Consider the following 26,188-nt stretch of genomic DNA (forward strand, 5'->3'; position numbering starts at 1 on the left):
TCAGGCTTTTTTTGTTGTTGGTGCGGGCCTCTTCGCGGGCAAGCCCGCTCCCACTGGGTTGCGTGCCGCCAGGCCGGCGAAGACGTAGTACAGCGCCCCACCCAGCAGCGAGCCGGTAAACCAGCCGTAGTCGTAGAACCAGCTGAAACTGCTGTTGCCAATTGCCAACACCGTCAGCCCCACCGGCAAGGCGAAGGCGGCAAACCCGGCCCAGTTCCACGCCGGGTACACGTCGTCGCGGTACAGCCCAGCCAGGTCCAACTGCTGCCGGCGGATCAGGAAGTAGTCCACCACCATGATCCCGGCAATCGGCCCCAGCAGGCTGGAATAGCCCAGCAGCCAGTTGGAATACACGCTCTCAAGGCTCAGGTCGGAGACGATCAACCCCAGCTTCTTCAGCAGCTCATGGCCCATCAAGGCCAGGCCGATGAAGCCAGTCAGCCATACCGCGCGGCTGCGCCCGATCAGCCGAGGGGCGATGTTCTGGAAGTCGTTGGTCGGCGACACGATGTTCGCCGCCGTGTTCGTCGACAGCGTGGCGATCACGATCAGCGCCATGGCCAGGGCCACCCAGAACGGGCTGTGGATCTTGCCGATCAGGCTGACCGGGTCGGACACCGTTTCGCCCACCAGCGACGCCGAGGCGGCGGTCAGCACCACACCTAGCGAAGCGAACAGGAACATGGTCAGCGGCAAGCCGAAGATCTGCCCAAGAATCTGGTCCTTCTGGCTGCGGGCGTAGCGGCTGAAATCGGGAATGTTCAGCGACAATGTGGCCCAGAAGCCGACCATGGCGGTAAGCCCGGCGCAGAAGTAGCTGACCACGCTCGCCCCTTCGGGGCGCTTGGGCGGCTGCGCCAGCAGTTCGGTCATCGACATGTGCGGCAAGGCCCAGAACAGCAGGCCGACGCCCACCGCCACCAGCAACGGTGCCGAGAGGGTTTCCAGCCACTTGATCGACTCGGCGCCGCGCAGTACCACCCACAGGTTCAGGCACCAGAAAATCATGAAGCCAATCACCTCACCGGTGCCCTCCAGGGCCTTCCAGCCGTCGAACACCGAGCCGAGGAACAGGTGAATGGCCAGCCCGCCGAACAGGGTCTGGATACCGAACCAACCACAGGCGACTACCGCGCGAATCAGGCACGGTACGTTGGAGCCCAGGATGCCGAACGACGAGCGCAGCAACACCGGGAACGGTATGCCGTACTTGGTACCGGGGAAGGCGTTGAGGGTAAGCGGTATCAGCACGATCACGTTGGCCAGCAGGATTGCCAGCAACGCTTCGCCGACACTGAGGCCAAAGTAGGCGGTGAGCACGCCGCCCAAGGTGTAGGTGGGTACGCAGATGGACATGCCTACCCACAGGGCGGTGATGTGCCATTTGTTCCAGGTGCGCTGATGCACCTTGGTCGGTGCGATGTCGTGGTTGTAGCGCGGGCTGTCGAGGACATCGCTACCCTCGGACAGCTCGAACAGGCCATTTTGCTCGACCACTTCCGATCTGCTCTGTTGCATGGGGCCTTCTCCAGATTTTCTTGTAGTTGTTTGCTCATCGGGCTAATTCGATGGCCGGAGTACACACGCGCATTGGTGCTTAGAAATCTTGACCAGAATTCCATCTTGTCAAGTAAGTCAAAAACCTCTGAAAGCCCCGCAGTCAGCAGGTCATTAAAAAATAAATGTTAAATATCAAACAGTTAAAGACAACAAATTTAATGGGAAAATTTTCTTGCTGATTTCCAGATCAGCATCTAGCCTCGAATCTTGTCAGGACTGACAGGATTAACCGCCCTGCCTGCCTGCACCCAAGACAATTCCAAGAACCGGCCAAGACCGGTCAGCCTGCGAGGAAAACGGCATGTCCCTGTTGATCCGTGGCGCCACCGTGGTTACCCACGAAGAGAGTTACCCCGCCGATGTCCTGTGTGCCGATGGCCTGATTCGCGCCATCGGGCAAAACCTCGAACCGCCCACCGACTGCGAGATTCTCGATGGCAGCGGCCAGTACCTGATGCCCGGCGGCATCGACCCGCACACCCATATGCAGTTGCCGTTCATGGGCACCGTGGCCAGCGAGGACTTCTTCAGCGGCACCGCTGCGGGCCTGGCCGGCGGCACCACATCAATCATCGACTTCGTCATCCCCAACCCGCAGCAATCCTTGCTTGAGGCCTTCCACACCTGGCGCGGCTGGGCGCAGAAAAGCGCCAGCGACTACGGCTTCCACGTCGCCATCACCTGGTGGAGCGAGCAGGTGGCCGAAGAGATGGGCGAGCTGGTGACCCAGCATGGGGTGAACAGCTTCAAGCATTTCATGGCCTACAAGAATGCGATCATGGCCGCCGACGACACCCTGGTGGCCAGCTTCGAGCGCTGCCTGCAACTGGGCGCGGTGCCCACCGTGCATGCCGAGAACGGCGAGCTGGTGTACCACCTGCAGAAAAAGCTGCTGGCCCAGGGCCTGACCGGGCCAGAGGCACATCCCCTTTCGCGCCCTTCGCAAGTGGAAGGTGAAGCGGCCAGCCGCGCCATCCGCATTGCCGAAACGATTGGTACACCGCTGTATGTGGTGCATATTTCCAGCCGTGAAGCGCTGGATGAAATCACCTATGCGCGCGCCAAGGGCCAGCCGGTTTACGGCGAAGTCTTGCCTGGCCACCTGCTACTGGACGACAGCGTTTACCGTGACCCGGACTGGGCCACCGCCGCCGGTTATGTGATGAGCCCGCCGTTCCGCCCACGCGAACATCAGGAGGCGCTGTGGCGCGGCCTGCAATCGGGCAACCTGCACACCACCGCCACCGACCACTGCTGTTTCTGCGCCGAGCAGAAAGCCATGGGGCGCGACGACTTCAGCCGCATCCCCAACGGCACCGCCGGTATCGAAGACCGCATGGCGGTGCTGTGGGATGCCGGGCTCAACAGCGGGCGCCTGTCGATGCACGAGTTCGTCGCACTCACCTCCACCAACACGGCGAAAATCTTCAACCTGTTCCCGCGCAAGGGCGCCATCCGCGTGGGTGCCGATGCCGACCTGGTGCTGTGGGACCCAGAGGGCACCCGCACCATCTCCGCCCAAACCCACCACCAGCGGGTGGACTTCAACATCTTCGAAGGCCGCACCGTGCGCGGCATCCCCAGCCACACCATCAGCCAGGGCAAGGTGCTCTGGGCCGACGGTGACCTGCGCGCCGAAGCCGGCGCAGGGCGGTATGTGGAACGGCCGGCGTATCCGTCGGTGTATGAGGTGCTGGGGCGCAGGGCCGAACAGCAGCGGCCGACGCCCGTTCAGCGCTAAGCCATTGGGGCTGCTGCGCAGCGGCCCCAAAACCCATCGCATTACCTGTCGCCTGCCCCATAAAAAATAGAGAGGCTACACCCGTGATCGACGCCCTGAACCATTTGCCGCGCCCCCGGGCCGGCGCCGACCAGTTGGCCGAGCGCTTCAGCGACCTGGCCCCACCCCTCACCGCCCGCCAGGCCGCCGTCGAAAGTGCACGCTGCCTGTACTGCTACGACGCCCCCTGCGTCAACGCGTGCCCCAGCGACATCGACATCCCCTCGTTCATCCACCGCATCAGCGACGAAAACCTGCAAGGCGCCGCCGAGCGCATTCTTTCGGCCAACATCCTCGGCGGCAGCTGCGCCCGCGTGTGCCCCACCGAAATCCTTTGCCAGCAAGCCTGCGTGCGCAACAACGCCCAGGAATGCGCACCGGTGCTGATCGGCCAGTTGCAGCGCTACGCGCTGGACAACGCCCAATTCAGCGAACACCCGTTCAAGCGCTCGCCCGCCACTGGCAAGCGCATTGCCGTGGTCGGCGCCGGCCCTGCCGGGCTGTCCTGCGCCCACCGGCTGGCGATGCACGGGCATGACGTGGTGGTGTTCGAGGCCAGCGACAAGTCCGGCGGCCTCAACGAGTACGGCATCGCCCGCTACAAGCTGGTGGATGACTACGCCCAGCGCGAAGTGGAGTTCCTGCTGGGCATTGGCGGTATTGAAGTTCGCCATGGCCAGCGGCTGGGCGGCAACCTCAGCCTGGGTGAACTGCGCGACCAGTACGACGCAGTGTTCCTGGGCCTTGGCCTGAATGCCGTGCGCCAGCTGGGGCTGCCCGATGAAGAAGCCCCCGGCGTGCTCGCCGCCACCGAATACATCCGCGAGTTGCGCCAGGCCGATGACCTGAGCCAGCTGCCATTGGCCGACCGCTGCCTGGTGATCGGTGCCGGCAACACCGCCATCGACATGGCCGTGCAAATGAGCCGCCTGGGTGCCCGCGACGTCAACCTGGTGTACCGCCGTGGCCACGCCGACATGGGTGCCACCGGCCACGAGCAGGACATCGCCAAGGCCAACCAGGTGCGCCTGCACACCTGGGCCCGCCCTGATGCTGTGCTGCTCGATGACGCCGGCAAGGTGCGCGGCATGCGCTTTGCCCGCACCGAACTGGCGGACGGCCGCCTGCGCGACACCGGCGAAACCTTCGAGTTGGCCGCCGACGCCATCTTCAAAGCTATCGGCCAGTGCTTCGACGAGGCCAGCCTTGGCGACCCGGTGGCCGCACAACTGGCCCGCGACGGCGAACGTATCCGCGTTGATGAAACGATGCAAACCAGCCTGCCGGGCGTGTACGCAGGCGGCGACTGCACCGCGCTGGGCCAGGACCTCACCGTCCAGGCGGTGCAACACGGCAAGCTGGCCGCCGAAGCCATCCATGCCCAACTCATGCTCAACGTGGAGGCAGCGTAAATGGCCGACTTGTCTATCGTATTCGCCGGCATCAAGGCACCCAACCCGTTCTGGCTGGCCTCCGCACCGCCAACCGACAAGGCCTACAACGTGGTCCGCGCCTTCGAGGCCGGCTGGGGCGGCGTGGTCTGGAAAACACTGGGGGAAGACCCGGCGGCGGTCAACGTGTCGTCGCGCTACTCGGCGCACTACGGCGCCAACCGCATGGTGCAAGGCATCAACAACATCGAGCTGATCACCGACCGCTCGCTGGACATCAACCTGCGCGAAATCACCCAGGTGAAGAAGGACTGGCCCGACCGGGCGTTGATCGTCTCGCTGATGGTGCCCTGCGTGGAGGAGTCGTGGAAATTCATCCTGCCGCTGGTGGAAGCCACCGGGGCTGATGGCATCGAGCTGAACTTCGGCTGCCCGCACGGCATGCCGGAGCGCGGCATGGGCGCGGCGGTAGGCCAAGTGCCGGAATACGTGGAAATGGTCACCCGCTGGTGCAAAACCTACTGCGCGTTGCCCGTGATCGTGAAGCTCACGCCGAACATCACCGACATCCGCCAGTCGGCGCGCGCCGCCCACCGTGGTGGGGCCGATGCGGTGTCGTTGATCAACACCATCAACTCCATTACCAGCGTCGACCTGGACCGCATGGTGGCCCACCCCATCGTCGGTGACCAGAGCACCCATGGCGGTTACTGCGGCTCGGCCGTGAAGCCGATTGCCCTGAACATGGTGGCAGAAATCGCCCGCGACCCAGACACCCGTGGCTTGCCGATTTGTGGCATCGGCGGTATCGGCAACTGGCGTGATGCAGCGGAATTCATGGCCTTGGGCAGTGGCGCCGTGCAGGTCTGCACGGCGGCGATGCTGCATGGTTTCCGTATTGTCGAGGACATGAAGGACGGCCTGGCACGCTGGATGGACCAGCATGGGCACGCCAATATCGAGGCGTTCCGTGGCCAGGCGGTAGGGCACACCACCGACTGGAAGTACCTGGACATCAACTACAAGTCGGTGGCGCATATCGACCAGGAGGCCTGTATCGGCTGTGGGCGCTGCCACATTGCGTGTGAGGATACCTCGCACCAGGCGATTGCCAGCACGCTCAAGGCTGACGGTACCCATGCGTACAACGTGATCGAAGAGGAATGCGTGGGCTGCAACCTGTGCCAAATCACCTGCCCGGTTGAAAACTGCATCGAGATGGAGGCGCAGGATACCGGCAAGCCATACCTGAACTGGACGCAGGACCCACGCAACCCCTACCGCGAGGCCAGTTGAAGCAAGCTGCTACCGCACCGACTACCCCCGTGTAGGAGCGGCCTTGTGTCGCGAAAGGGCCGCAGAGCGGCCCCAGCAATCTTCGCAACGATGCAGAAATCCGGGGGCCGCTTAGCGGCCCTTTCGCGACACAAGGCCGCCCCCACAAAGGACCGAGCCAGCCCGCAACAGCGGTTCACGGCTGTAGCCCAATCCCCCGCAAGATCACGCTGGTCACCGTCTGCACCGCACTCTCGAACGCCATGTCCGACAGCACCTCGCCGCCGTTGAGCAACTGCACCTGGTAGCCAAAGTCGGCATAGTGCTGGGTAGAGGCCCAGATCATGTACAACAGCGCCGACGGCTCCACCGGCAGGATGCGCCCCTCCTCCACCCAGCGGCGGATCTTGGCTTCTTTCAACTTGGCCCAAGGCACAAGGCTGTCATCCAGGTTCACCCCCAGCACCGGCGCCCCGTGCAGCATCTCTTCGGCCCAGATCTTCGAGCCCAGCGGCCGCGAACGCGAATGGCCCATCTTCGCCCGGATGTAGCTGGTCAGCACCACGCGTGGGTCGTCGAAGTTCTCGAAGCACAGTGCATCCTGCTTCCACACATCCAGCAGGTCCTGCAAAACCGCGCGGAAAAGCTCGTCCTTGGTGCTGAAGTAATAATGCAGGTTGGAGCGCGGCAGCTCCGCCTGCTCGGCGATATCGCCCATGGAGGTGGCGCCGTAGCCCTTCTCAGCGAACACCTTCTCCGCCGCCTGCAGGATTTTCTCGATGTTGCGTCGGCGAATTTCGATCTTGTGGTTGGCCATCAGGCTTGGGCCGTCCACACGGCCAGTTCGTAACCGTCCGGGTCGATGAAATGAAAACGCCGCCCGCCAGGAAAGGCAAAGGTCGCCCGGCTGATTTTCGCCCCGGCCGCTTCGACCCGTTGCTGCGTGGCGTCAAGGTCATCGGCGTACAAAATCACCAACGGCCCGCCCGGGCGCACCGGCTCACCCGTGGTGAAACCACCCGTAAGGCGGCCGTCGCTGAACTCGGTGTATGTTGGCCCGTAGTCGGCGAAGACCCAGCCGAACACGCTGCCATAGAAGGCCTTGCTGCGTGCGATGTCGCTGACATTGAACTCGATGTTGTCGATCTGCCGATCCGTACCGCGAATGCCCATGTGTGCTCCGTGCCGAAGGGGTTTGGCCTAGTCTACTCCGGTCGTTTCACACTTTTACATCAGGCGGCCTGAAACAACCGGGTAATCACAGGTTGCTGTCGGTGACGCGCCTGCCAGATATCGTAATCAGCCTGAATGGCCAACCACAGGCGGGCGGTGCTGATACCCGCCATCTCCAGGCGTATCGCCAGGTCTGGAGAAATCGCCGCGCGGCCGTGCAATACCCGCGACAGTGCTTCGCGAGAGAACCCAAGATGCGACGCGAACGCCTTCACCGTCAGACCTAACGCGGGCAGAACATCTTCACGCAGGGTTTCACCGGGATGTGGCGGATTATGCAAAGGCATGATCAGTTTTCCTTTTCAGTGGTAATCAAGGTAATCGACCAGTTCGACATCCGAACCCACGAAGCGAAAAGTCAGCCTCCAGTTACCGGAACACTGACTGACCAGAAATCCGATAACGCTCCTTTGAGCGGATGCAACTGCCAGCCTGGTACGTTCAAATCCTGCGCAGCCATGGCGCGGTCAAGGAACTGGAGTTGCCGTTTTAAACGCCTTGCGTGAGGGGCCTGAATCCCTCGGGTGTTACCCGTTTCATGAAAAACTCGCAGTCCTTTGCGCCGAAAACTGATGTTCATGGGTAGCTCGCCGCATCCATTTGGGAGACGAACCAAGTGTGACCCCATGCATCACACGAAGCAAAGTATCATATGTGACGCAATGCGTCACACACTGTTTGCCAATGGTAACGACGCTATCCACAACGTGCCCTGTCTCGCACCGGACACTGTGCGCGGTGCAGGTTCAGGGCGGTGTTGATGATGCCAATATGGCTAAACGCCTGGGGGAAGTTGCCGAGCATGCGCTGGCCCGCCGGGTCGTACTGTTCGGCCAGTAGGCCGAGGTCGTTGCACAGGCCGGTCAGGCGTTCGTACAAGGCCTGCGCTTCTTGCTGGCGCCCCAGCAACACGTAAACATCGGCCAGCCAGAACGAACACACCAGGAAGGTGCCCTCACCCGGGGTCAAGCCGTCGCTGCAGCTGTCGCTGTCGTAGCGCAGCAGCAGGCCGTTTTTCAATAGCCGCTGTTCTATCTGTGCCAGCGTGCGCAGAAAGCGTGGGTCATCTGCTGGCAGGAAGCCGGTCAGGGCAATCTGCAACAGGCTGGCGTCCATTTCGCTTGAACCATAAGCCTGGACAAAGTATTTGCCGCTGGCGTCCAGGCCGTTCTCGCACACTTCGCGGTGAATCTCGTCAGCCACCTGGCGGTAATGCTGCCCGCGCTCGCGGCCCTCTTCAGTGGTGTCGGCCAGCCCCGCAGCACGGTCGAAGGCGACCCAGGCCATCACCTTGGAATGCACAAACTGCTGCCGGCCGCCACGCACCTCCCAGATGCCTTCGTCCGGCTCACGCCAGATGCGCTCGACGTAGGGCAGAATCAATCGGGAGATGGCGGCGCTGCGTGGGTGACGCGGCAAGCCGCCTTTGATCGCCTGGCTCATGGCATCGGCCAGTTCGCCATAGATGTCCAATTGCATCTGCTGCGAGGCAGCATTGCCGACTCGCACGGGTTGCGAATGTTCGTAACCGGCCAGCCACGGCAAGGTGTACTCCTGCAGGTCGCGCTCACCGGCCAGGCCGTACATGATCTGCATCTGCTCGGGGTTGCCGGCTACCGAGCGCAGCAGCCACTCACGCCAGGCCTGGGCCTCGTCGAAGTAGCCGAGGTTCATGAAGGCCAGCAGGGTCATGGTGGCGTCGCGCAGCCAGCAGAAACGGTAGTCCCAGTTGCGCTCCCCGCCCACACGCTCGGGCAACGAAGTGGTGACGGCGGCGACGATGCCGCCGGTGGGGGCGTAGGTCATGGCCTTGAGGGTGAGCAGCGAGCGGCGCACCAGCGCAGTGTATGGGCCTACCTCTGGGCAACGGGCGGCGAAAGCCTGCCATTGGTCGACAGTTTGGGCCAAGGCCTGTTCGACATCGCAGTTGGGCTGCACCGACAAGTGCGAGGGTTGGTGGCGCAGGCTGAAGACGTGGCGCTGGCCCGTGCCGACGCGAAAGCGGGCAACCGTATGGTGGTCGCGGGCATGCGGGGGCACGGTGCTGCACAGGATCAGCCGGTCCGGGCCTGCCACGGCGCTGAGGGTCAGTGGGTCGAGCCGCTCGACCCAAGGCACGCTGCGACCGTAGTCGAAGCGCATGACCAGGTCCATTTCGAAGTTGGTTTCGCCAGACAGGCCTTCGACGATGCGCACCACCGAATTGACCTCACCCAGGGGCATGAAATCGAGCACGCGGGCCCGGCCAGTGGCCGTCACCCAGGTGGTTTCCAGTACCAAGGTATCGTCCAGGTATTGGCGGCTGCTGTGTTCGATCGGGTCGCAAGGAGACAGGCGCCAGCGGCCATTTTCTTCGTTGCCCAACAGGGCAGCGAATACCGCTGGAGCGTCGAAGCGCGGCAGGCACAGCCAGTCGAGCGAGCCATCGCGGCTGACCAGGGCGGCGCTGCGGCAGTTGCCCAGCAGGGCGTAGTCTTCGATGTGGGCGGGCATTAAGTCTCCTTGGTGTGATCGCCTGTGCCGGCCCTTTCGCGGCTAAAGCCGCTCCCACAGGTATCGCATCGGCCCTAAGGGAAGTGGTATCCCTGTGGGAGCGGCTTTAGCCGCGAAAGGGCCGGCACAGAATTTACAAAAGTCTTACCCCAACCGGTGCCACTCGCGCTTGTCCCGCGCCAGCAATTCATTGCCCGCTTCGGGCCCATCTTCGCCGGCCGGGTAGCCATGCACATCGCCGCCCTGGGCCCAGGCATCGAGAAACGGCTGCACCGCTCGCCAGCCGTTTTCGATATTGTCGGCCCGCTGGAACAGGGTCTGGTCACCGGTCAGGCAGTCGTAGATCAGCGTCTCGTAGCCGGTCGCCGGGGTCATCTTGAAGAAGTCCTTGTAGGCAAAGCCCAGCTCGACATTCTCCATCACCAGCTCCGGCCCGGGCCGCTTTGCCTGCAGGTCGAACCACATGCCTTCGTTGGGCTGGATCTGGATTTTCAGGTAGTTGGGCTTGGGCCGCTCCAGCTCCGACTCGCGAAACTGCGCATACGGCGCGGGCTTGAAGCAAATGGCGATCTCGGTGTCGCGCACGCTCATGCGCTTGCCGGTGCGCAGGTAGAACGGCACGCCGGCCCAGCGCCAATTGTCGATCATCACCTTCAGCGCCACATAGGTTTCGGTCTGGCTCTCAGGCGCGACGTTGGCCTCCTGGCGGTAACCGGGCAGTTGCTTGCGCCCCTGCTTGCCGGCACTGTACTGGCCACGCACGGAGTTCTTCAGGGCCATTTTTGCCGACCATGGGCGGATGGCACCGACCACTTTGGCCTTTTCACCGCGTACCGCATCGGCGCCGAACGCGGCCGGCGGCTCCATGGCCACCATCGCCAGCAACTGGAACAGGTGATTGGGTACCATGTCACGCAAGGCGCCGGTGCTGTCATAGAACGCACCACGGGTCTCGACGCCGACGGTTTCTGCTGCGGTGATCTGCACATGGTCGATGTAGTGGTTGTTCCAGAACGATTCGAACAGGCCGTTGGAGAAGCGGCTGACCAGAATGTTCTGCACCGTTTCTTTGCCCAGATAATGGTCGATGCGGTAGATCTGCCGCTCGCCCATCACCTTCAGCAGGCAAGCGTTGAGCGCCTCGGCGCTGGCCAGGTCGGTGCCGAAGGGCTTTTCCACCACCACTCGGCGAAAGCCGCCGGCAGACTCGTCAAGCAAGCCGGCCTGCCCGAGGCGCTGCGCCACTTCGGGGAAGAAGCGCGGCGACGTGGCCAAGTAGAAGATGGCGTTGCCGTGGCTGGTCTTTTCGATGCGCTTGGCAATGGCTTGGTAAGTCGCCGGGTCGAGGAAGTCGCCTGTCTGGTAATCCAGGCGCTTGGCCAAGCGGGCCCAGAGCTTATCGTCGAGGCACTGGTCGCCGCCCTCGCGGCCTTTGTCACGCTCGCGCATGAACGCCTGCAGCCGCTCAGCGAAATCCGCGGCGCTGGCCGCGTTGTGGTCGACGCCGACGATGCGCAGGTTACGGTCCAGCAGGCCGTCGCGGCTGAGGTTATACAGCGCCGGCATCAGCAGGCGCTTGACCAGGTCGCCATTGGCGCCGAACAGGAACAGGGTACAAGGGGGTGCAGCGGGAATGGTCTGTTTGGTCATTCGGCTTTCTTCTCGACGTGGCCACCGAAGCCCAGGCGCATGGCCGAGAGAATCTTGTCACCATAAGTACCCTGCTGCTGGCGCGAGCGGAAGCGCGCGAACAATGCGCTGGACAACACCGGCACCGGCACCGCCTGCTCGACCGCAGCGTCGATGGTCCAGCGGCCTTCGCCACTGTCGGACACCGAGCCACTGAACTGCGACAGCTGCGGGTCGGCCACCAGCGCATCGGCGGTAAGGTCGAGCAGCCACGAGGTCACCACGCTGCCGCGCCGCCACACTTCGGCGATTTCGGCCACGTTCAGGTCAAAGCGCTGGTCTTCCGGCAGCTCGTCGCCGCCTTTGCTGCGCAGCAGGTCGAAGCCTTCGGCATAAGCCTGCATCAAGCCGTACTCGATACCGTTGTGCACCATTTTCACGTAGTGCCCGGCGCCAGGTGGGCCGGCGTGGATATAGCCGTGTTCGGCCCGCTGGTGCTCGCCGCTGCGGCCATGGGTACGGGGGATGTCACCCACGCCTGGCGCCAGCGCCTTGAACAGGGGCTCCAGGCGCTCGAACACGTCCTTTTCGCCACCGATCATCATGCAGTAGCCACGGTCCAGGCCCCATACGCCGCCGGAGGTACCGACGTCCAGGTAATGCAGGCCGCGCTTGGCCAGTTCTGCGGCGCGGCGCATGTCGTCCTTGTAGAAGGTGTTGCCGCCGTCGATGATCGCATCGCCCGGCTCCAGCAGCTCGGCCAATTGGGCGATGGTTTGCTCGGTGGGCTCGCCGGCCGGCAGCATCACCCATACGGCACGCGGCGCTTTCAGCTTTTGTACCAGTGCACCGAGGTCGTGCGCGCCCTGGGCGCCCTCGCCCTCCAGCCCAGTGATGGCTTCACGGTTGCGGTCGTGTACCACGGTGCGATGGCCGGCGCGCATCAGGCGCCTTGCGATGTTGCCGCCCATGCGGCCCAGCCCGACGATTCCCAGTTGCATGAGCCGATGCTCCCCTTTCGAAATGGATGACAATACAGTCCAGCTGTTCAGATTAGTCCAGCATGCCGCCCGAGGGTTCAGCGACGAACGGCAAGACCACGATAAACAAAAAAGTTCCCAAGACCTGCGAAAGAATTCAAAATGCGCCCCGCGTGAAGCGTCTACGCTTTGACTTGTCACCAGCCAAAACCGCGAGGTGTGCTCATGGGTACCTTGATGCCTGCAACCCCACCCCAGACACTCTATGTCTCCGTGCGCCGTGATGAGCTGCGTAAACTGAAGGACGAACGTGACCAACTGCGCCAACAGGTCGCCCAGCTGAACCTGCTGCTGGCGCAACAACGTGATGGCGATAAAGCTGTCAGCCTCTGATCTTCCCTTCCTCCAGTGGGGGCTGTAAGGCTCCCACCTGCTGATCTCCCCGACGTAGCTTTTTAATCCCCCACCAAGCACCAACTTGGTGCACGGCCCCCTGCTGGCCACAAATTGGCGCACCCGCCAAACACCCCCGACAAACCTTTTCACATCCAGTCACATACGCCAACGTTTGCGTCTATTCCGCACATAACAATAGTGACCAGCGGGTCACCTTTTTAGCACTTTCTCTCCTACACTCGGTTTTCGGCCCGCCATTTGCTCATCAGGAAGAGTGACCAAAATAAGTCGAACTTTCAGGAAAGCCGGCGGGTCATGAACAAAGAAGGCCAGACGCATTGGGCTACTCCCAATCCTCAGCCTACAACCCCAACCAGTCCAATCGCCTTCGGCCGGAGCGCCGATCGCGCTGTGCCTGCGCGCACGACCCTGGGGCAAGGAACGCACTACGCAGATTCAAAATTAGAGAGAACCAACACGAAACATCGCCACGGGTGCCAGCACCCGGCCAAGCATAGGGACGGAGAGAAGTATGATCAGTGCCGCTGTCGAGCCTCACGTAGATTCATTCAACCCGGACAACCGCGAGCCGCTCACCCCGGATTTCGCCACGACAGGCAAGGCACCCGGCGCCCAGCGCCAACACAACCCGAACATGCGCAAGATTCTGTTCGTGACCTCGGAAATCGCCGACCTGGTGAAAACCGGCGGCCTGGGCGACGTGTCCGCCGCGCTGCCCCGTGCCCTGGCGCACCTGCACGATGTACGGGTGCTCATCCCCGGCTACCGCCAGGTCATGGAAAGCGACAACCCGATCCATATCGTGGGTGAACTGGGCGGCCACGCGGCCCTGCCGCCGTGCAAGATCGGGCGCATGGACATGGCCGACGGCCTGGTCATCTACGTGCTGATCTGCCCCGAACTGTATCAACGCGACGGCACACCCTATGGTGCCAACAACGGCCGAGACTGGCCTGACAACCACATTCGCTTCGCTCGCCTGGGCCTGGCTGCCGCCGAAATCGCCGCTGGCGAAGGCAAGATCCACTGGACGCCGGAAGTGGTGCACGCGCATGACTGGCCCGCCGGCCTGGCCCCGGCCTACATGCACTGGCGCGGGCTGAGCACGCCCACCCTGTTCACCATCCACAACCTGGCCTACCAGGGAGTATATAGCCGCGGCTGCAGCCCGGAGCTGGCGATCCCCGACCACGCCATGCAGCAGGAAGGCATGGAGTTCTACGGCAAGTTGTCGTTCCTCAAGGCTGGGCTGGCCTACTCCAGCCACATCACCACGGTCAGCGCCACCTATGCGCGGGAAATCACCACCCCGGAATTCGGCTGCGGCCTGGACGGCTTCCTCGCCAGCAAGGCCCAGCAAGGCCTGCTAGGTGGCATCCCCAACGGTATCGACGAAAGCTGGGACTCGGCCACCGACAAGCACCTGCAGCACAACTTCAGCATCAACGATTGGGAAGGCAAGGCGCGCAACACCCATGAAGTGCGCGAGCTGTTCGGCCTGGAAGATTCCGAAGGCCCGCTGTTCGCCGTGGTCTCGCGGCTGGTCTATCAGAAGGGCCTGGACCTGACCCTGGGCGTGGCCGACTACATCGTCGAACAAGGTGGGCAGATCGCGATCATCGGCCGTGGCGAGCCGGAAGAAGAACAAGCCATGCGCGAACTGGCGCTGCGCCACCCAGGGCGTATCGGTGTGCGCATCGGTTTCAATGAAACCGATGCTCGACGGATGTTCGCGGGCAGCGACTTCCTGCTTATGCCGTCGCGCTACGAGCCTTGCGGCCTCAGCCAGATGTACGCGCAACGCTTCGGCTCACTGCCGGTGGCGCGCAATACAGGCGGCCTGGCCGACACCATCGAGTGCGGCGTCACGGGCTTCTTGTTCAACGAATCGACCGTCGAGAGCTACCGCCAGGCACTGAGCCGCGCCTTCTATGTATACGGCAAGAAGGACCTGCTCAACGCCATGCGCTGCCTTTCGATGACCCAGCCATTCAACTGGTGCCAGGCGGTGGAGCCCTACGCCCGCCTGTACGAGGACCTGGTCAAGCAGGCACAACTGAGCCACTACTGAGCGGGGGCTGGAAGATGCACAGGCATGGCGCACACTTGTTGGACGCCACGTCGGCGCGCTTCGCCCTCTGGGCACCCGATGCGCGCAGCGTGAGCGTTGAACTGGAACAGCAACCGGCCATCGAGCTGCTGCCCGGCGACGATGGCTGGTACACCGGCGTGGCCCCATGCCAGGCCGGTGACCGTTACCACTACCGAATCGACGGTGAATTGCTGGTGGCCGACCCGGCCTCACGCTACCAGCCCGACGGCGTACAAGGGCCGAGCCAGGTGGTGAATGTGGCCGGTTACGCCTGGCAACACCCGTGGCAAGGCCGGCCTTGGCATGAAGCGGTGATCCAGGAGGTGCATGTTGGCCTGCTCGATGGCTACGCCGGGGTAGCTCGGCAACTGCCGCGCCTGGCCGAACTCGGCATCAGCGCGATCGAACTGATGCCGCTGGGGCAGTTCCCCGGCGAACGCAACTGGGGCTACGACGGGGTGCTGCCCTACGCGCCGCAGAACACCTACGGCAGCCCCGAACAGCTGTGCGCACTGGTCGACCAGGCCCACGGCGAAGGGCTGATGGTATTGGTGGACGTGGTGTACAACCACTTCGGCCCCGACGGCAATTACCTGCACCAGTACGCCAGCCCGTTCTTCCGCGAAGACCGGCAGACGCCATGGGGCGCGGCCATCGACTTCCGCCGCCCGCAGGTGCGCGAGTACTTCATCCAGAATGCCCTGATGTGGCTGTGCGACTACCGCTGCGACGGCCTGCGCCTGGACGCCGTGCACGCCATCGACCAGCCGGACTTCCTCGTCGAACTGGCGCAGCGCGTACGCGCTGCAGTGGAACCTGGCCGCCAGGTGTGGCTGGTGCTGGAAAACGAGCACAACCAAGCCGGCCTGCTGGAACAAGGCTTCGACGCCCAATGGAACGACGACGGCCACAATGCCCTGCACGTGCTGCTGACCGGCGAAACCGAGGGTTACTACGCCGACTACCAGCAACGCCCCATCGACCAGTTGGCGCGCTGCCTTGGCGAAGGGTTCGTGTTCCAGGGCGAACCCAACCGGCATGGCACGCCACGCGGCGAACCCAGCGCGCATCTGCCGCCCAGTGCCTTTGTGTTGTTCCTGCAAAACCACGACCAGATCGGCAACCGCGCGCTCGGTGAACGCCTGACCCGCCTGTGCTCGCCACCGGCCCTGCGTGCGGCCACCGGCCTGCTGTTGCTGGCACCGATGATTCCGCTGCTGTTCATGGGCGATGACGACGGCAGCTGCCGGCCATTTCTGTTTTTCACCGATTTCCATGATGCGCTGGCCGATGCCGTGCGCGAAGGCCGCCGAGGTGAATTCGCCCACTTCACCGCGTTTGCCGACCCCGATCAGCGTGAGCATATTCCCGACCCCAACGCCGAGCAGACCTTCGAGTCTTCGCGCCCGCAAAACAAGGAGGTGATCGCCGGCTGGCACGGCCTGTACCAGCAGCTACTCGACCTGCGCCGCCGCCACGTCATCCCGCACTTGCCCGGCAGCCGTGCACTGGGCGCCGAGGTGCACGGCGACAAGGCGCTGACCGCACGCTGGCGGCTAGGCAATGGCAACACATTGCGCATCGACCTGAACCTGGCCGACACCGCGCAAGCCGTCGAGCTGCCCGCGCCACCCGCTCGGCTGTTCGACAGCAGCGACACCCGGCACCCGGATACCCACCTGGCTGCGTACAGCTGTGTGGTCAGCCTGCTTCCCCCTGCCCAGGAGCGCCTATGAGCGAAACCGCCCTGCACCGTCTGGCGACCCTCGTCGGGCTCAGCCGCGACTGGATCGACGCCAATGCCCGGCCTCAGCGTGTCAGCGACGAAGTGCTGCGCAATATCCTCGCAGGCCTTGGCCACCCAGCCAGCGATGACACGGCCATTGCCGCCAGCCTGCGTGCGGTGGAAGCCGCCGAGGACAGTGAGCACCTGCCGCCCTTGCTGACCGCCGAGCAGGGCCAACCGCTGGCGCTGGCGCGCTACTTCAGCGCCGCCAGCGTCGCCCACTGCACCCTGGAAGACCAGGCCTCGCTTACCCTGAGCCTTGACCAGCAGGCGCGTCTGCCCGGTGATCTGCCGATTGGCTACCATCAGGTAGAAATCGACAGCCGCCGCTTCACTGTGGCCATTGCCCCGCCACGCTGCCACAGCCTGGAAGACGATGTGCAACAACCACCACCACGCTGCTGGGGCCTGGCGGTGCAGCTGTACAGCCTGCGTCGCCCCGGCGATGGTGGCTACGGCGACTGCCTGGCACTGGAGCAGTTGGCACGCTCGGCAGCCGAGCGCGGCGCCGATGCCTTGGCCATCAGCCCGATCCACGCCTTGTCGGCCATCGACCAGGAACACTACAGCCCCTACTCGCCGTCCAGTCGCCTGCTGCTCAACACCCTGTACGCCAGCCCCGCGTCCTTGCTGGGTGAACGGGAGGTGCGCATGGCCATCGAAGCCTGCGGCCTGGAACAGCAACTGGAGGAGCTGGAGCAACGCCCATTGGTCGACTGGCCACGCGCCGCCAGCGCCCGCCTGCGCCTGCTAGAAGCGCTGTACCAGGGCTTCAGCCAAGGCAACCACCCGCTACGCAGCGATTTCGACAGCTTCCGCGCAGCCGGTGGCCAGGCGCTGGAACACCACTGTCGCTTCGAGGTGCTCCAGGCCCAGGCAGTCGAGCATGGCCTGGGCGCCGACTGGCGCAACTGGCCCAAGGCCTGGCACGACCCGTACCACCCGGAAGTGGAAGCCTTTGCCAGCGCCTACCCGGCCAAGGTCGAGTTCCATGCCTTTTGCCAGTGGCTGACCGAACGCGGCCTGCAGCGTGCCCACGAGGCAGCCCGTGGCAACGGCATGGCCGTGGGCCTGATCGCCGACCTGGCGGTGGGCGCCGACGGCGCCGGCAGCCAGGCTTGGAGCCGCCAGGATGAACTGCTGGCCGGCCTGAAAGTGGGGGCGCCGCCCGACATCCTCAACCGCGCCGGGCAGGACTGGGGTATCTGCGCCTTCTCGCCCGAGGGCCTCAAGCGCAACGGCTACCGCGCCTTCATCGAGATGCTGCGGGCCAACCTCGCCCACGCTGGCGGCCTGCGCATCGACCATGTGATGGGCCTGCGCCGGCTGTGGCTGATCCCGCAGGGGGCAAAGCCCAGCGAAGGCGCCTACCTCAATTACCCGCTGGACGACCTGTTGCGCCTGTTGGCGCTGGAATCGGTGCGCCACCAGGCGATCATTCTTGGCGAAGACCTGGGCACCGTACCCGATGGCCTGCGCGAGACACTGGCCGAAAAAGCCGTGCTGGGCATGCGCGTGCTGCCCTTCGAGCAGACCCAGCCCGGCCAGTTCAAGCCGATTCTCGACTGGCCGGACAACGCCCTGGCCACCACGGGCACCCATGACCTCGCGCCATTGGCCGGCTGGCTGGAAAACCGCGACATCGACTGGAGCCAGCGCTTGCAACTGATCGACGCCGCTACCGAGCTGCACTGGCGCCACGACCGCCAGAAAGAACACGACGGCCTGCGCCGCACCCTGGAGGCCAACTACGGCGAGCTGAAGGACAATGACGCGGTAATCGACGCCGCCATCCGCTACGTTGGCCATACCCGCGCACCGCTGGTGCTGGTGCCGCTGGAAGACTTGCTGGGTTGCGACGAGCAGCCCAACCTGCCGGGGACCACCAGCGGCCACCCCAATTGGAGGCGGCGCTTCGCCCAGCCAGTGCGCGAACTGCTCGACGACGAGCATGCCGCTCGCCGCCTGGAGCTGCTGGCCCAGGCCCGCGAACAAGCCTGGGAGCGTGACCGATGAAGCCACTGACCGCGACCCTGCGCCTGCAATTTCACAGTGACTTCACCCTTGATCACGCCGTGCCGCTGGTACCGTACTTCGCTCAATTGGGCATAAGCCACCTGTATGCCTCGCCTATCCTCAAGGCCCGCGCGGGCTCGCGCCATGGCTACGACGTGGTCGACCCTACCTGCGTGAACCCGGAGCTTGGCGGCGAGGCGGCACTGCAGCGACTGGTCGCCGCCCTGCGCCAGCATGGCATGGGGCTGATCCTTGACACTGTGTCCAACCATATGGCCGTGGGCGGTGCCGACAACCCTTGGTGGCAAAGCCTGTTGGCCTGGGGCCGGCGCAGCCCGTATGCGGAGTTCTTCGACATCCAGTGGCACTCCAGCGACCCGCTGCTGGCCGGGCAACTGCTGTTGCCGTTTCTCGGCAGCGACTATGGCGTGGCGCTGAAGAACGGCGACATACCGCTTGAATTCGACAAGCAGCAAGGCACGCTGCAAATCGCCCATTACGATCACCGCTTCCCAATCTGCCCGGTCGACTATGGCTGGATTCTCGCCCTCAGCCCAGAGCCGGCACTCAAGGCCCTGGCCGAGCACTTCACGGCATTGGCCGAATCGACCACCCCACTGGCCGATGCCCTTGCGCTGCACACCGAACTGGCACGCTTGGTGCGCGAAGGTGCCGACTTGGAATCAGCGCTAGTGGCATTCGACAGCCGCGCCGAAAATGGTTTCAAGCGCCTGCACCTGCTGCTGGAGCGCCAGACCTACCGCCTGGCCAGCTGGCGCACCGCCGCCGACGACATCAACTGGCGGCGCTTCTTCGACATCAACGAGCTCGGAGGTCTGAGGGTGGAGCGCGCAGTGGTGTTCGAGGCCACCCACGCCAAGCTGTTCGAACTGATCGAACGCGGCCTGGTGGACGGCCTGCGCATCGACCATATCGACGGCCTTGCCGACCCGCGCGGCTATTGCCGCAAACTACGCCGACGGGTCGATGGCCTGCTGGCACAGCGGCCGCTGAGTGCAGCACTGGAGCACTTCCCGATCTACGTGGAGAAGATTCTTGGCGCTGACGAGCACCTGCACCGCGACTGGCTCACCGACGGCACCACCGGCTACGAGTTCATGAACCAGGTGTCGCTGCTGCAACACGACCCGGCCGGCGAAGCGCCGCTGAGCGAGCTGTGGGCCAACCTCAGCGAGCGCCCGGACTTCCCCGAAGAAGTGCGCCAGGCCCGTCACCTGGTACTCAACGCCAGCCTGGCCGGTGACTGCGAATCGGTGGCCCTGGCCCTGCTGCAAGTGGCACGCAACGACCTGATGACCCGCGACCTGACCCTGGGCGCGATTCGCCGGGCCTTGCAGGCGCTGGTGGCGCATTACCCTGTCTACCGTACCTACTTCAACGCCTGCGGGCGCCCGGCTGAAGACGAAAGGTTTTTCCAGCAGGCGCTGGTCAACGCCCGGCAAGACCTTGGCGAAGCCGACTGGCCACTGCTGGAACAACTTGAACGATGGCTGGGCGGGCAAGCCTGGCGTCACCTGCCACCGGGCCGCGCCCGCAAGCAGCTGCGCCATGCCTGCGTGCGCTTCCAGCAACTGACCGCGCCCAGCGCCGCCAAAGCCGTGGAAGACACCGCCTTCTACCGCAACGCGCGGCTGCTGTCGCGCAATGACGTGGGCTTCGAGGCCGAGCATTTCAGCGCAGCACCTGCGCACTTCCACAACGAAGCCCAGCGGCGCCTGCGCGACTTCCCCGACAACCTGCTGGCCACCGCCACCCACGACCACAAGCGCGGTGAAGACACCCGAGCGCGCTTGGCCGTACTCAGCGAGCGCGGGCCGTGGCTGGCCAGTCGGGTGGAGCATTGGCGTGAATTGGCTGCCCCCTTGCGCACACTGCTGGACGACGGCCCAGCACCCAGCCCTGGCGACGAGCTGATGCTCTTGCAGACCTTGCTCGGCAGCTGGCCGCTAGCGCTCGACCTGCAGGACACGGGCGGCCTGCGCACATACGCCGAGCGCATTCGCCAATGGCAGCAGAAGGCCCTGCGCGAAGCCAAGTTGCGCAGCAGCTGGAATGCACCGAACGAAGCCTATGAAAGCGCCTGCGCCCGCTATGTCGATGGCCTGCTGCTGGACAGCGAGAACCAGCAACTGCGCAAGTCCGTGGCCGATGCCGCACAACTGCTGGCCTGCCCAGGCGCCCTCAACGGCCTGGTCCAAACCCTGCTGCGCATGACAACCCCAGGCGTGCCCGACCTGTACCAGGGCAATGAATACTGGGACTTCAGCCTGGTCGACCCGGATAACCGCCGCGCCGTGGACTACGCTTGCAGGCGTCGTACCCTCGACGACGCCACAGCGCCCGCCGAGTTGCTGACGCACTGGCGCGATGGCCGCATCAAGCAGGCCTTGATCGCCAAAGTGCTGGACTGCCGCCAGGCACACGCCGACTTGTTCCGCCGTGGTGCCTACCTGCCACTGAGCGTGCAGGGCCGGCACGCAGACAACGTGATTGCGTTTGCCCGCCTGGGAGAGGGCGAGCGGGCCGTCATCGTCGCGCCACGCCTGGCCAGTAGCCTGCTCGGTGGCGCCACAACCCCGTTGATCCCGGCACAGAACTGGGACGACACCCGGCTGGTATTGCCGTTTGCCTTGTCACCTGCCAACTCGACGGGACTTTTCCCCTGTGCGGCGGTCAGCTCTTCCAAGGAGCTGATGTTGAGCGCCGTGCTGGCGGAGTTTCCGGTCAACCTGTTGATACAACAATCTTGAGCATCAGGAGCGTCATGATGAGTGTCGATGAAAAGCGTATTCGCGAATTTGCCTACCAGATATGGGAGTCCGAAGGTAAACCCGCCGGCCAGGAAGACCGCCACTGGGATATGGCGCGCAAGTTGGCCGAGGCTGAAGCCTTGGCACCCAAGGCGGCGCCACGCAAACGGGCACCGGCCAAGCCCAAGCCACCTGCCGAACCCAAGGTGGCCGCGCTGCCAGGGGCTAAACCGGCTGCGGCGAAAAAGCCCAGGGCGGTGAAAAAGCCTTCTGCTGGTTAAGCCTGTACTGGCCTCTTCGCGGGTAAACCCGCTCCCACAGGTACTGCACGGCTTTCAGCACCGGTGATGAACCTGTGGGAGCGGGTTTACCCGCGAAGAGGCCGGGGCAGGACTGCACAATCCCCTCCACCACGGCCATACGAGGACCGCCATGAGCCCCCGCACCCCAAAGAAAACCCGCTCGGTCGCACCGTCGCGCATCCGCGAAGGCATGCCCTTTCCCCTCGGTGCCACCTGGGATGGCCTTGGGGTTAACTTCGCCCTGTTCTCGGCCAACGCCACCAAGGTCGAACTGTGCCTGTTCGATTCCACCGGCGAACAGGAAATCGAGCGCATCGAGCTGCCCGAATACACCGACGAGATCTACCACGGCTACCTGCCCGACGCTCACCCTGGCCTGGTCTATGGCTACCGGGTATACGGCCCGTACGAGCCGGAAAACGGCCACCGCTTCAACCCCAACAAACTGCTGATCGACCCCTATGCCAAGCAACTGGTCGGCAGCCTGAAATGGTCCGAAGCGCTGTTTGGCTACACCATCGGCCACCCCGATGGCGACCTGTCGTTCGACGAGCGCGACAGTGCGCCCTTCGTCCCCAAGTGCAAGGTGATCGACCCGGCCTTCACCTGGGGCCGCGACCAACGCGTGCTGATCCCCTGGGAACGCACGATCATCTACGAGGCGCACACCCGTGGCATCAGCATGCGCCACCCGGCGGTACCGGAAGCGCTGCGCGGCACTTTTGCCGGCCTGGCCAATGACGAGCTGCTCAAGCACATCAAGGACCTGGGCGTCTCCAGCATCGAGCTGCTGCCGATTCACGCCTTCGTCAACGACCAACACCTGCTGGACAAAGGCCTGAACAACTACTGGGGCTACAACAGCATCGCCTTTTTCGCCCCGCACCCGCGCTACCTGGCCAGCGGCAAGATTGCCGAGTTCAAGGAAATGGTCGCCCACCTGCACGACGCCGGGCTCGAGGTGATCCTGGACGTGGTCTACAACCACACCGCCGAAGGCAACGAGCGCGGCCCGACCCTGTCGATGCGCGGTATCGACAACGCCTCGTACTACCGCCTGATGCCGGACGACAAGCGCTACTACATCAACGATTCCGGCACCGGCAACACCCTGGACCTGAGCCACCCCTGCGTGCTGCAGCTGGTCACCGATTCGCTGCGTTACTGGGCGGGTGAAATGCACGTTGACGGCTTCCGCTTCGACCTGGCGACCATCCTTGGCCGCTACCACGACGGCTACAGCGAGCGTCATGGCTTCCTCGTCGCCTGCCGCCAGGACCCGATGCTGAGCCAGGTCAAGCTGATTGCCGAGCCCTGGGACTGCGGCCCCGGCGGCTATCAGGTGGGTAACTTTGCCCCTGGCTGGGCGGAATGGAACGACCGCTTCCGCGACACCGCACGCGCCTTCTGGAAAGGCGATGAAGGCCAACTCGCCGATTTTGCCGCACGCTTGACCGCCTCGGGCGACATGTTCAACAACCGTGGGCGGCGGCCGTATTCCTCGGTCAACTTCATCACCGCCCACGATGGTTTCACCCTGCGCGACCTGGTGTCGTACAACCACAAGCACAACGAAGACAACGACGAGAACAACCAGGACGGCACCGACAACAACCTGTCGTGGAACTGCGGCGTCGAAGGGCCGACCGACGACCCGGGGATCAATGCCCTGCGCATGCGCCAAATGCGCAACTATTTCGCTACCCTGCTGCTGGCCCAGGGCACGCCGATGATCGTCGCCGGTGACGAATTCAGCCGCACCCAGCACGGCAACAACAACGCCTACTGCCAGGACAGCGAGATCGGTTGGGTGAACTGGGACCTGGATCAGCAAGGCGAAGAGCTGCTGGCCTTCGTCAAGCGCCTGACCCGTCTGCGCCTGGCCTACCCGGTGCTGCGCCGCTCACGTTTCCTGGTGGGCGATTACAATGAGGCGATCGGGGTCAAGGATGTGACTTGGCTGGCGCCGGATGGTAGCGAGATGACTGTGGAGCAGTGGGAAGACCCGCACGGGCGCTGCCTGGGCATGCTGATCGATGGCCGCGCGCAGGTCAGCGGCATCGCCCGGCCGGGCGCCGAGGCCACGGTGCTGCTGATCGTCAATGCCCACCATGACATCGTGCCTTTCAAGTTGCCGTCCGTGCCTGAAGGCGAGTACTGGAGCTGCCTGGTGGATACCGACCGGCCAGAGTTACGCAAAGGGCAGCATTTGCAGTTCGACAGCACGTTCGAGGTCAAGGGGCGGTCGATGCTGCTGATGGTGCTGCAGCGCGACGAGGAGTGAACCTGAGTAACTGGCGCATGTCCGTTATCTGTAGAAGCGGCCTTGTGTAAACCCATTGTTCGAGGAGTTGCCGTGGACCCCGAAGCCGGCAGTGAAGGTTTCGCCAGCATCAACCAGGCCCCGGCCGTAAAACGCCTGCGGGTGCTGACGGTGAATACCCACAAGGGCTTCACCGCCTTCAACCGGCGCTTCATCCTGCCGGAACTGCGCGAGGCGGTGCGCAGCACCCAGGCCGATATCGTCTTCCTCCAGGAAGTGCTCGGTAGCCACGACCGCCACGCCGCCCGTTACCCCGGCTGGCCACAGACTTCGCAGTACGAATTCCTGGCGGACAGCATGTGGAGCGACTTCGCCTATGGCCGCAACGCGGTTTACCCCGACGGCCATCACGGCAATGCACTGCTGTCCAAATACCCGATCATCGAGCACCGCAACCTTGATGTGTCAATCACCGGGCCAGAGCGCCGTAGCCTGTTGCACTGCGTGCTGGATGTACCGGGGCAAGGCCAGGTACACGCGATCTGCGTGCACCTGTCGTTGCTGGAAAGCCACCGGCAAAAACAGCTGCAACTGCTGCGCAAATTGCTGGACGCCTTACCCGCCGATGCCCCGGTGATCATCGCCGGCGACTTCAACGACTGGAAAACCCACGGCAACCGCACGCTCGGCCTGCAACGCGACTTGCACGAGGCATTCGAGCGCCACCATGGGCACCTCGCCCGCACCTACCCTGCCCGCCTGCCGCTGCTGCGCCTGGACCGCATCTACCTGCGTAACGCCGAAAGCCATGGGCCGCGGATTTTGGGGCACAAACCTTGGTCGCACCTGTCAGATCACCTGCCGTTGGCGGTTGAAGTGCGCCTCTAGCAATCATTCTTCATAGCCAGGGCACGGCAAATAGCGAACCCCGCTATACCCTACTGTTTTGCTCAACAAAACAAGGGGTTGAGCATTACCACACAACATCAACACTTCCTTCACGCTTTCTTGACGCAAGCGGCCACCTCTCCTTAGCTGAACATTACCAAGTAGTAAAGATCTCGCGCCGGGCCTCTAGCTCGCGCCTTCGTGCGCGTTTGCGAAAGCCGGCGTGCTGGTTTGGGTCGCCCACTGTTTTTGCCGTACAGCTCGTGACAACAGGCCAGGTCCTCGGGCTGTACCCCACAAAAACAAAGGAGATCCGCCATGAAAAGCACCTCGAACCCCTTGCGCTTCGACAGCATTTTCTACGCGGTTTCCACGTCGCTGCTTCTGGCAACCCCGGTGGAAACTTTCGCGTACGAACTGCAGGATGACCCTATTTCGCCCGGCTTTCTGCAGCAGACAGCAGTGCCTCAGTTGTCGCTCGACCCGATCAGCGCCAGTGGCTTGAGCATCGGCACCCTGAACGCGTTCTCCCAAGCCATGACTGCACGTCACGGGCAGGCGGCACCGGACCTGGTCGCCAGCCAGTGGGCGCAGTTCTTCCCAACCACCTCGCGCAGTGTTTCACAGCCCCCAGACCAACTGGAGGCACCCAGCCAGCAACTGACAATCGGCCCGGACCTGTTCGTGCGTGAAACTGCAGCGGGCAATGTGCACCGCGCAGGGATTTTCGTGGGGCACAACAACCTGCAAAGCAGCTTCAACGGCATGCGCCCGCTGTTGGGCGACAAGCAGCGCAATGCCGTGAACCTGAGTGGGGAAAGCCTGGGCGTTTACTGGAGCATGACCCATGAACAGGGTTGGCACCTGGACGCCGTGGCCATGGGCTCGCGCATCGATGTGCTGGGCCGTGGCGAAAGCGGCCAACGACTGGACGACAGCGGCCACGCGATGACCTTCTCGGTGGAGGGCGGTTACCCGATCCGCCTGGGCGGCAACTGGGTGATCGAACCTCAGGCACAGTTGATAAATCAACAGTTCTTCCCTGGCAACCAGGTGCAGGAGGAGACCTTGCAGGCATTTGACAGCCAGCCAACCTGGAGCGGCCGTGTGGGTGCCAAATTGTCCGGGCGCTACGAAGTGCGTGGCATGCCCATCGAGCCCTATGTACGGACCAACGTGTGGTATGACTTCAGCAATGCCGATGAAGTGAAGCTGGACCAGGTCGACAAAATCTCCAGCTCGCGCTATTCGACCACGGTGGAACTGGGCTTGGGGCTGGTGGCACGGGTAACACCTTCAGTGGCCTTGTTCG

The 26,188-nt window shown here is 63.7% G+C and carries 19 protein-coding genes and 1 pseudogene; 12 read left to right on the forward strand and 8 right to left on the reverse strand.

From position 1 onward, the window contains the following. The gene (locus APH42_RS18875) at positions 1–1,518 is read right to left on the reverse strand and encodes an NCS1 family nucleobase:cation symporter-1 (RefSeq protein ID WP_012273239.1); all 1,518 of its coding nucleotides are present in this window, start codon (positions 1,516–1,518) and stop codon (positions 1–3) included. A gap of 343 nt (positions 1,519–1,861) precedes the next feature. Here APH42_RS18875 and hydA point away from each other — a divergent pair, with 343 nt between their 5' ends. The 3 genes from hydA (at position 1,862) to preA (ending at position 6,027) form a co-directional block, all read left to right on the forward strand. Next, positions 1,862–3,301, forward strand: coding sequence for a dihydropyrimidinase (gene hydA / locus APH42_RS18880; RefSeq protein ID WP_060493997.1), 1,440 nt, complete (start codon positions 1,862–1,864; stop codon positions 3,299–3,301). Positions 3,302–3,384: 83 nt separating this feature from the next. After that, entirely contained in the window at positions 3,385–4,752 is a 1,368-nt protein-coding gene (locus APH42_RS18885; protein WP_060493998.1) for an NAD(P)-dependent oxidoreductase, read from the forward strand. After that, positions 4,753–6,027: an NAD-dependent dihydropyrimidine dehydrogenase subunit PreA gene (gene preA, locus APH42_RS18890; protein WP_012273242.1), complete on the forward strand. Its 1,275-nt coding sequence runs from the start codon at positions 4,753–4,755 to the stop codon at positions 6,025–6,027. A gap of 175 nt (positions 6,028–6,202) precedes the next feature. Here preA and APH42_RS18895 read toward each other — a convergent pair whose 3' ends face one another. From APH42_RS18895 to gnd, 7 genes and pseudogenes are all read right to left on the reverse strand, one after another. Next, on the reverse strand, positions 6,203–6,823 hold the full coding sequence (locus APH42_RS18895) for a TetR/AcrR family transcriptional regulator (RefSeq protein ID WP_012273243.1): 621 nt from the start codon (positions 6,821–6,823) through the stop codon (positions 6,203–6,205). Further along, positions 6,823–7,179 carry a VOC family protein gene (locus APH42_RS18900; protein ID WP_060493999.1) on the reverse strand — a complete coding sequence of 119 codons (357 nt, stop codon included), beginning with the start codon at positions 7,177–7,179 and terminating at the stop codon, positions 6,823–6,825. The genes APH42_RS18895 and APH42_RS18900 overlap by 1 nt, the downstream gene beginning before the upstream one ends. Positions 7,180–7,238: 59 nt before the next feature. Beyond that, positions 7,239–7,526, reverse strand: a complete 288-nt coding sequence (locus tag APH42_RS18905) for a HigA family addiction module antitoxin (protein ID WP_012273245.1) — start codon at positions 7,524–7,526, stop codon at positions 7,239–7,241. A 15-nt stretch (positions 7,527–7,541) separates the two neighbouring features. Next, positions 7,542–7,819, reverse strand: a pseudogene (locus tag APH42_RS29360) (type II toxin-antitoxin system RelE/ParE family toxin). Positions 7,820–7,935: 116 nt separating this feature from the next. Beyond that, on the reverse strand, positions 7,936–9,732 hold the full coding sequence (locus tag APH42_RS18910) for a glycoside hydrolase family 15 protein (RefSeq protein ID WP_060494000.1): 1,797 nt from the start codon (positions 9,730–9,732) through the stop codon (positions 7,936–7,938). Positions 9,733–9,876: 144 nt separating this feature from the next. Continuing rightward, positions 9,877–11,382: a glucose-6-phosphate dehydrogenase gene (gene zwf, locus APH42_RS18915; RefSeq protein WP_060494001.1), complete on the reverse strand. Its 1,506-nt coding sequence runs from the start codon at positions 11,380–11,382 to the stop codon at positions 9,877–9,879. After that, positions 11,379–12,395, reverse strand: a complete 1,017-nt coding sequence (gnd, locus tag APH42_RS18920) for a phosphogluconate dehydrogenase (NAD(+)-dependent, decarboxylating) (protein ID WP_223296387.1) — start codon at positions 12,393–12,395, stop codon at positions 11,379–11,381. Before gnd ends, zwf begins: the two co-directional genes overlap by 4 nt. Positions 12,396–12,566: 171 nt before the next feature. Between gnd and APH42_RS30190 the strand changes: the two genes are divergently transcribed. The 9 genes from APH42_RS30190 to APH42_RS18960 form a co-directional block, all read left to right on the forward strand. Further along, positions 12,567–12,734: a DUF6026 family protein gene (locus tag APH42_RS30190; RefSeq protein WP_012273250.1), complete on the forward strand. Its 168-nt coding sequence runs from the start codon at positions 12,567–12,569 to the stop codon at positions 12,732–12,734. 535 nt (positions 12,735–13,269) lie between these two features. Beyond that, complete coding sequence (glgA, locus tag APH42_RS18925; RefSeq protein WP_012273251.1) at positions 13,270–14,829, forward strand: glycogen synthase GlgA; 1,560 nt, start codon at positions 13,270–13,272, stop codon at positions 14,827–14,829. A 14-nt stretch (positions 14,830–14,843) separates the two neighbouring features. Further along, a complete protein-coding gene (gene treZ, locus APH42_RS18930; protein ID WP_060494002.1) occupies positions 14,844–16,586 on the forward strand; it encodes a malto-oligosyltrehalose trehalohydrolase in 1,743 nt (580 codons plus the stop codon). Further along, positions 16,583–18,652, forward strand: a complete 2,070-nt coding sequence (gene malQ / locus APH42_RS18935) for a 4-alpha-glucanotransferase (RefSeq protein ID WP_012273253.1) — start codon at positions 16,583–16,585, stop codon at positions 18,650–18,652. Before treZ ends, malQ begins: the two co-directional genes overlap by 4 nt. Next, positions 18,649–21,423: a malto-oligosyltrehalose synthase gene (locus APH42_RS18940; RefSeq protein ID WP_060494003.1), complete on the forward strand. Its 2,775-nt coding sequence runs from the start codon at positions 18,649–18,651 to the stop codon at positions 21,421–21,423. Before malQ ends, APH42_RS18940 begins: the two co-directional genes overlap by 4 nt. 14 nt (positions 21,424–21,437) lie before the next feature. Further along, positions 21,438–21,704, forward strand: a complete 267-nt coding sequence (locus APH42_RS18945) for a DUF2934 domain-containing protein (protein WP_060494004.1) — start codon at positions 21,438–21,440, stop codon at positions 21,702–21,704. 151 nt (positions 21,705–21,855) lie between these two features. Continuing rightward, entirely contained in the window at positions 21,856–24,009 is a 2,154-nt protein-coding gene (glgX, locus tag APH42_RS18950; protein WP_012273256.1) for a glycogen debranching protein GlgX, read from the forward strand. A gap of 72 nt (positions 24,010–24,081) precedes the next feature. Beyond that, positions 24,082–24,876 (forward strand): endonuclease/exonuclease/phosphatase family protein, encoded by a 795-nt coding sequence (locus APH42_RS18955; protein ID WP_060494005.1) that lies wholly within the window; start codon positions 24,082–24,084, stop codon positions 24,874–24,876. A 318-nt stretch (positions 24,877–25,194) separates the two neighbouring features. Further along, a partial coding sequence (locus tag APH42_RS18960) for an autotransporter outer membrane beta-barrel domain-containing protein (RefSeq protein WP_060494006.1) occupies positions 25,195–26,188 on the forward strand: 994 nt, incomplete at its 3' end.

Origin of the sequence: Pseudomonas sp. NBRC 111140 (genome assembly GCF_001320885.1) — a bacterium.
Lineage (GTDB): Bacteria > Pseudomonadota > Gammaproteobacteria > Pseudomonadales > Pseudomonadaceae > Aquipseudomonas > Aquipseudomonas putida_P.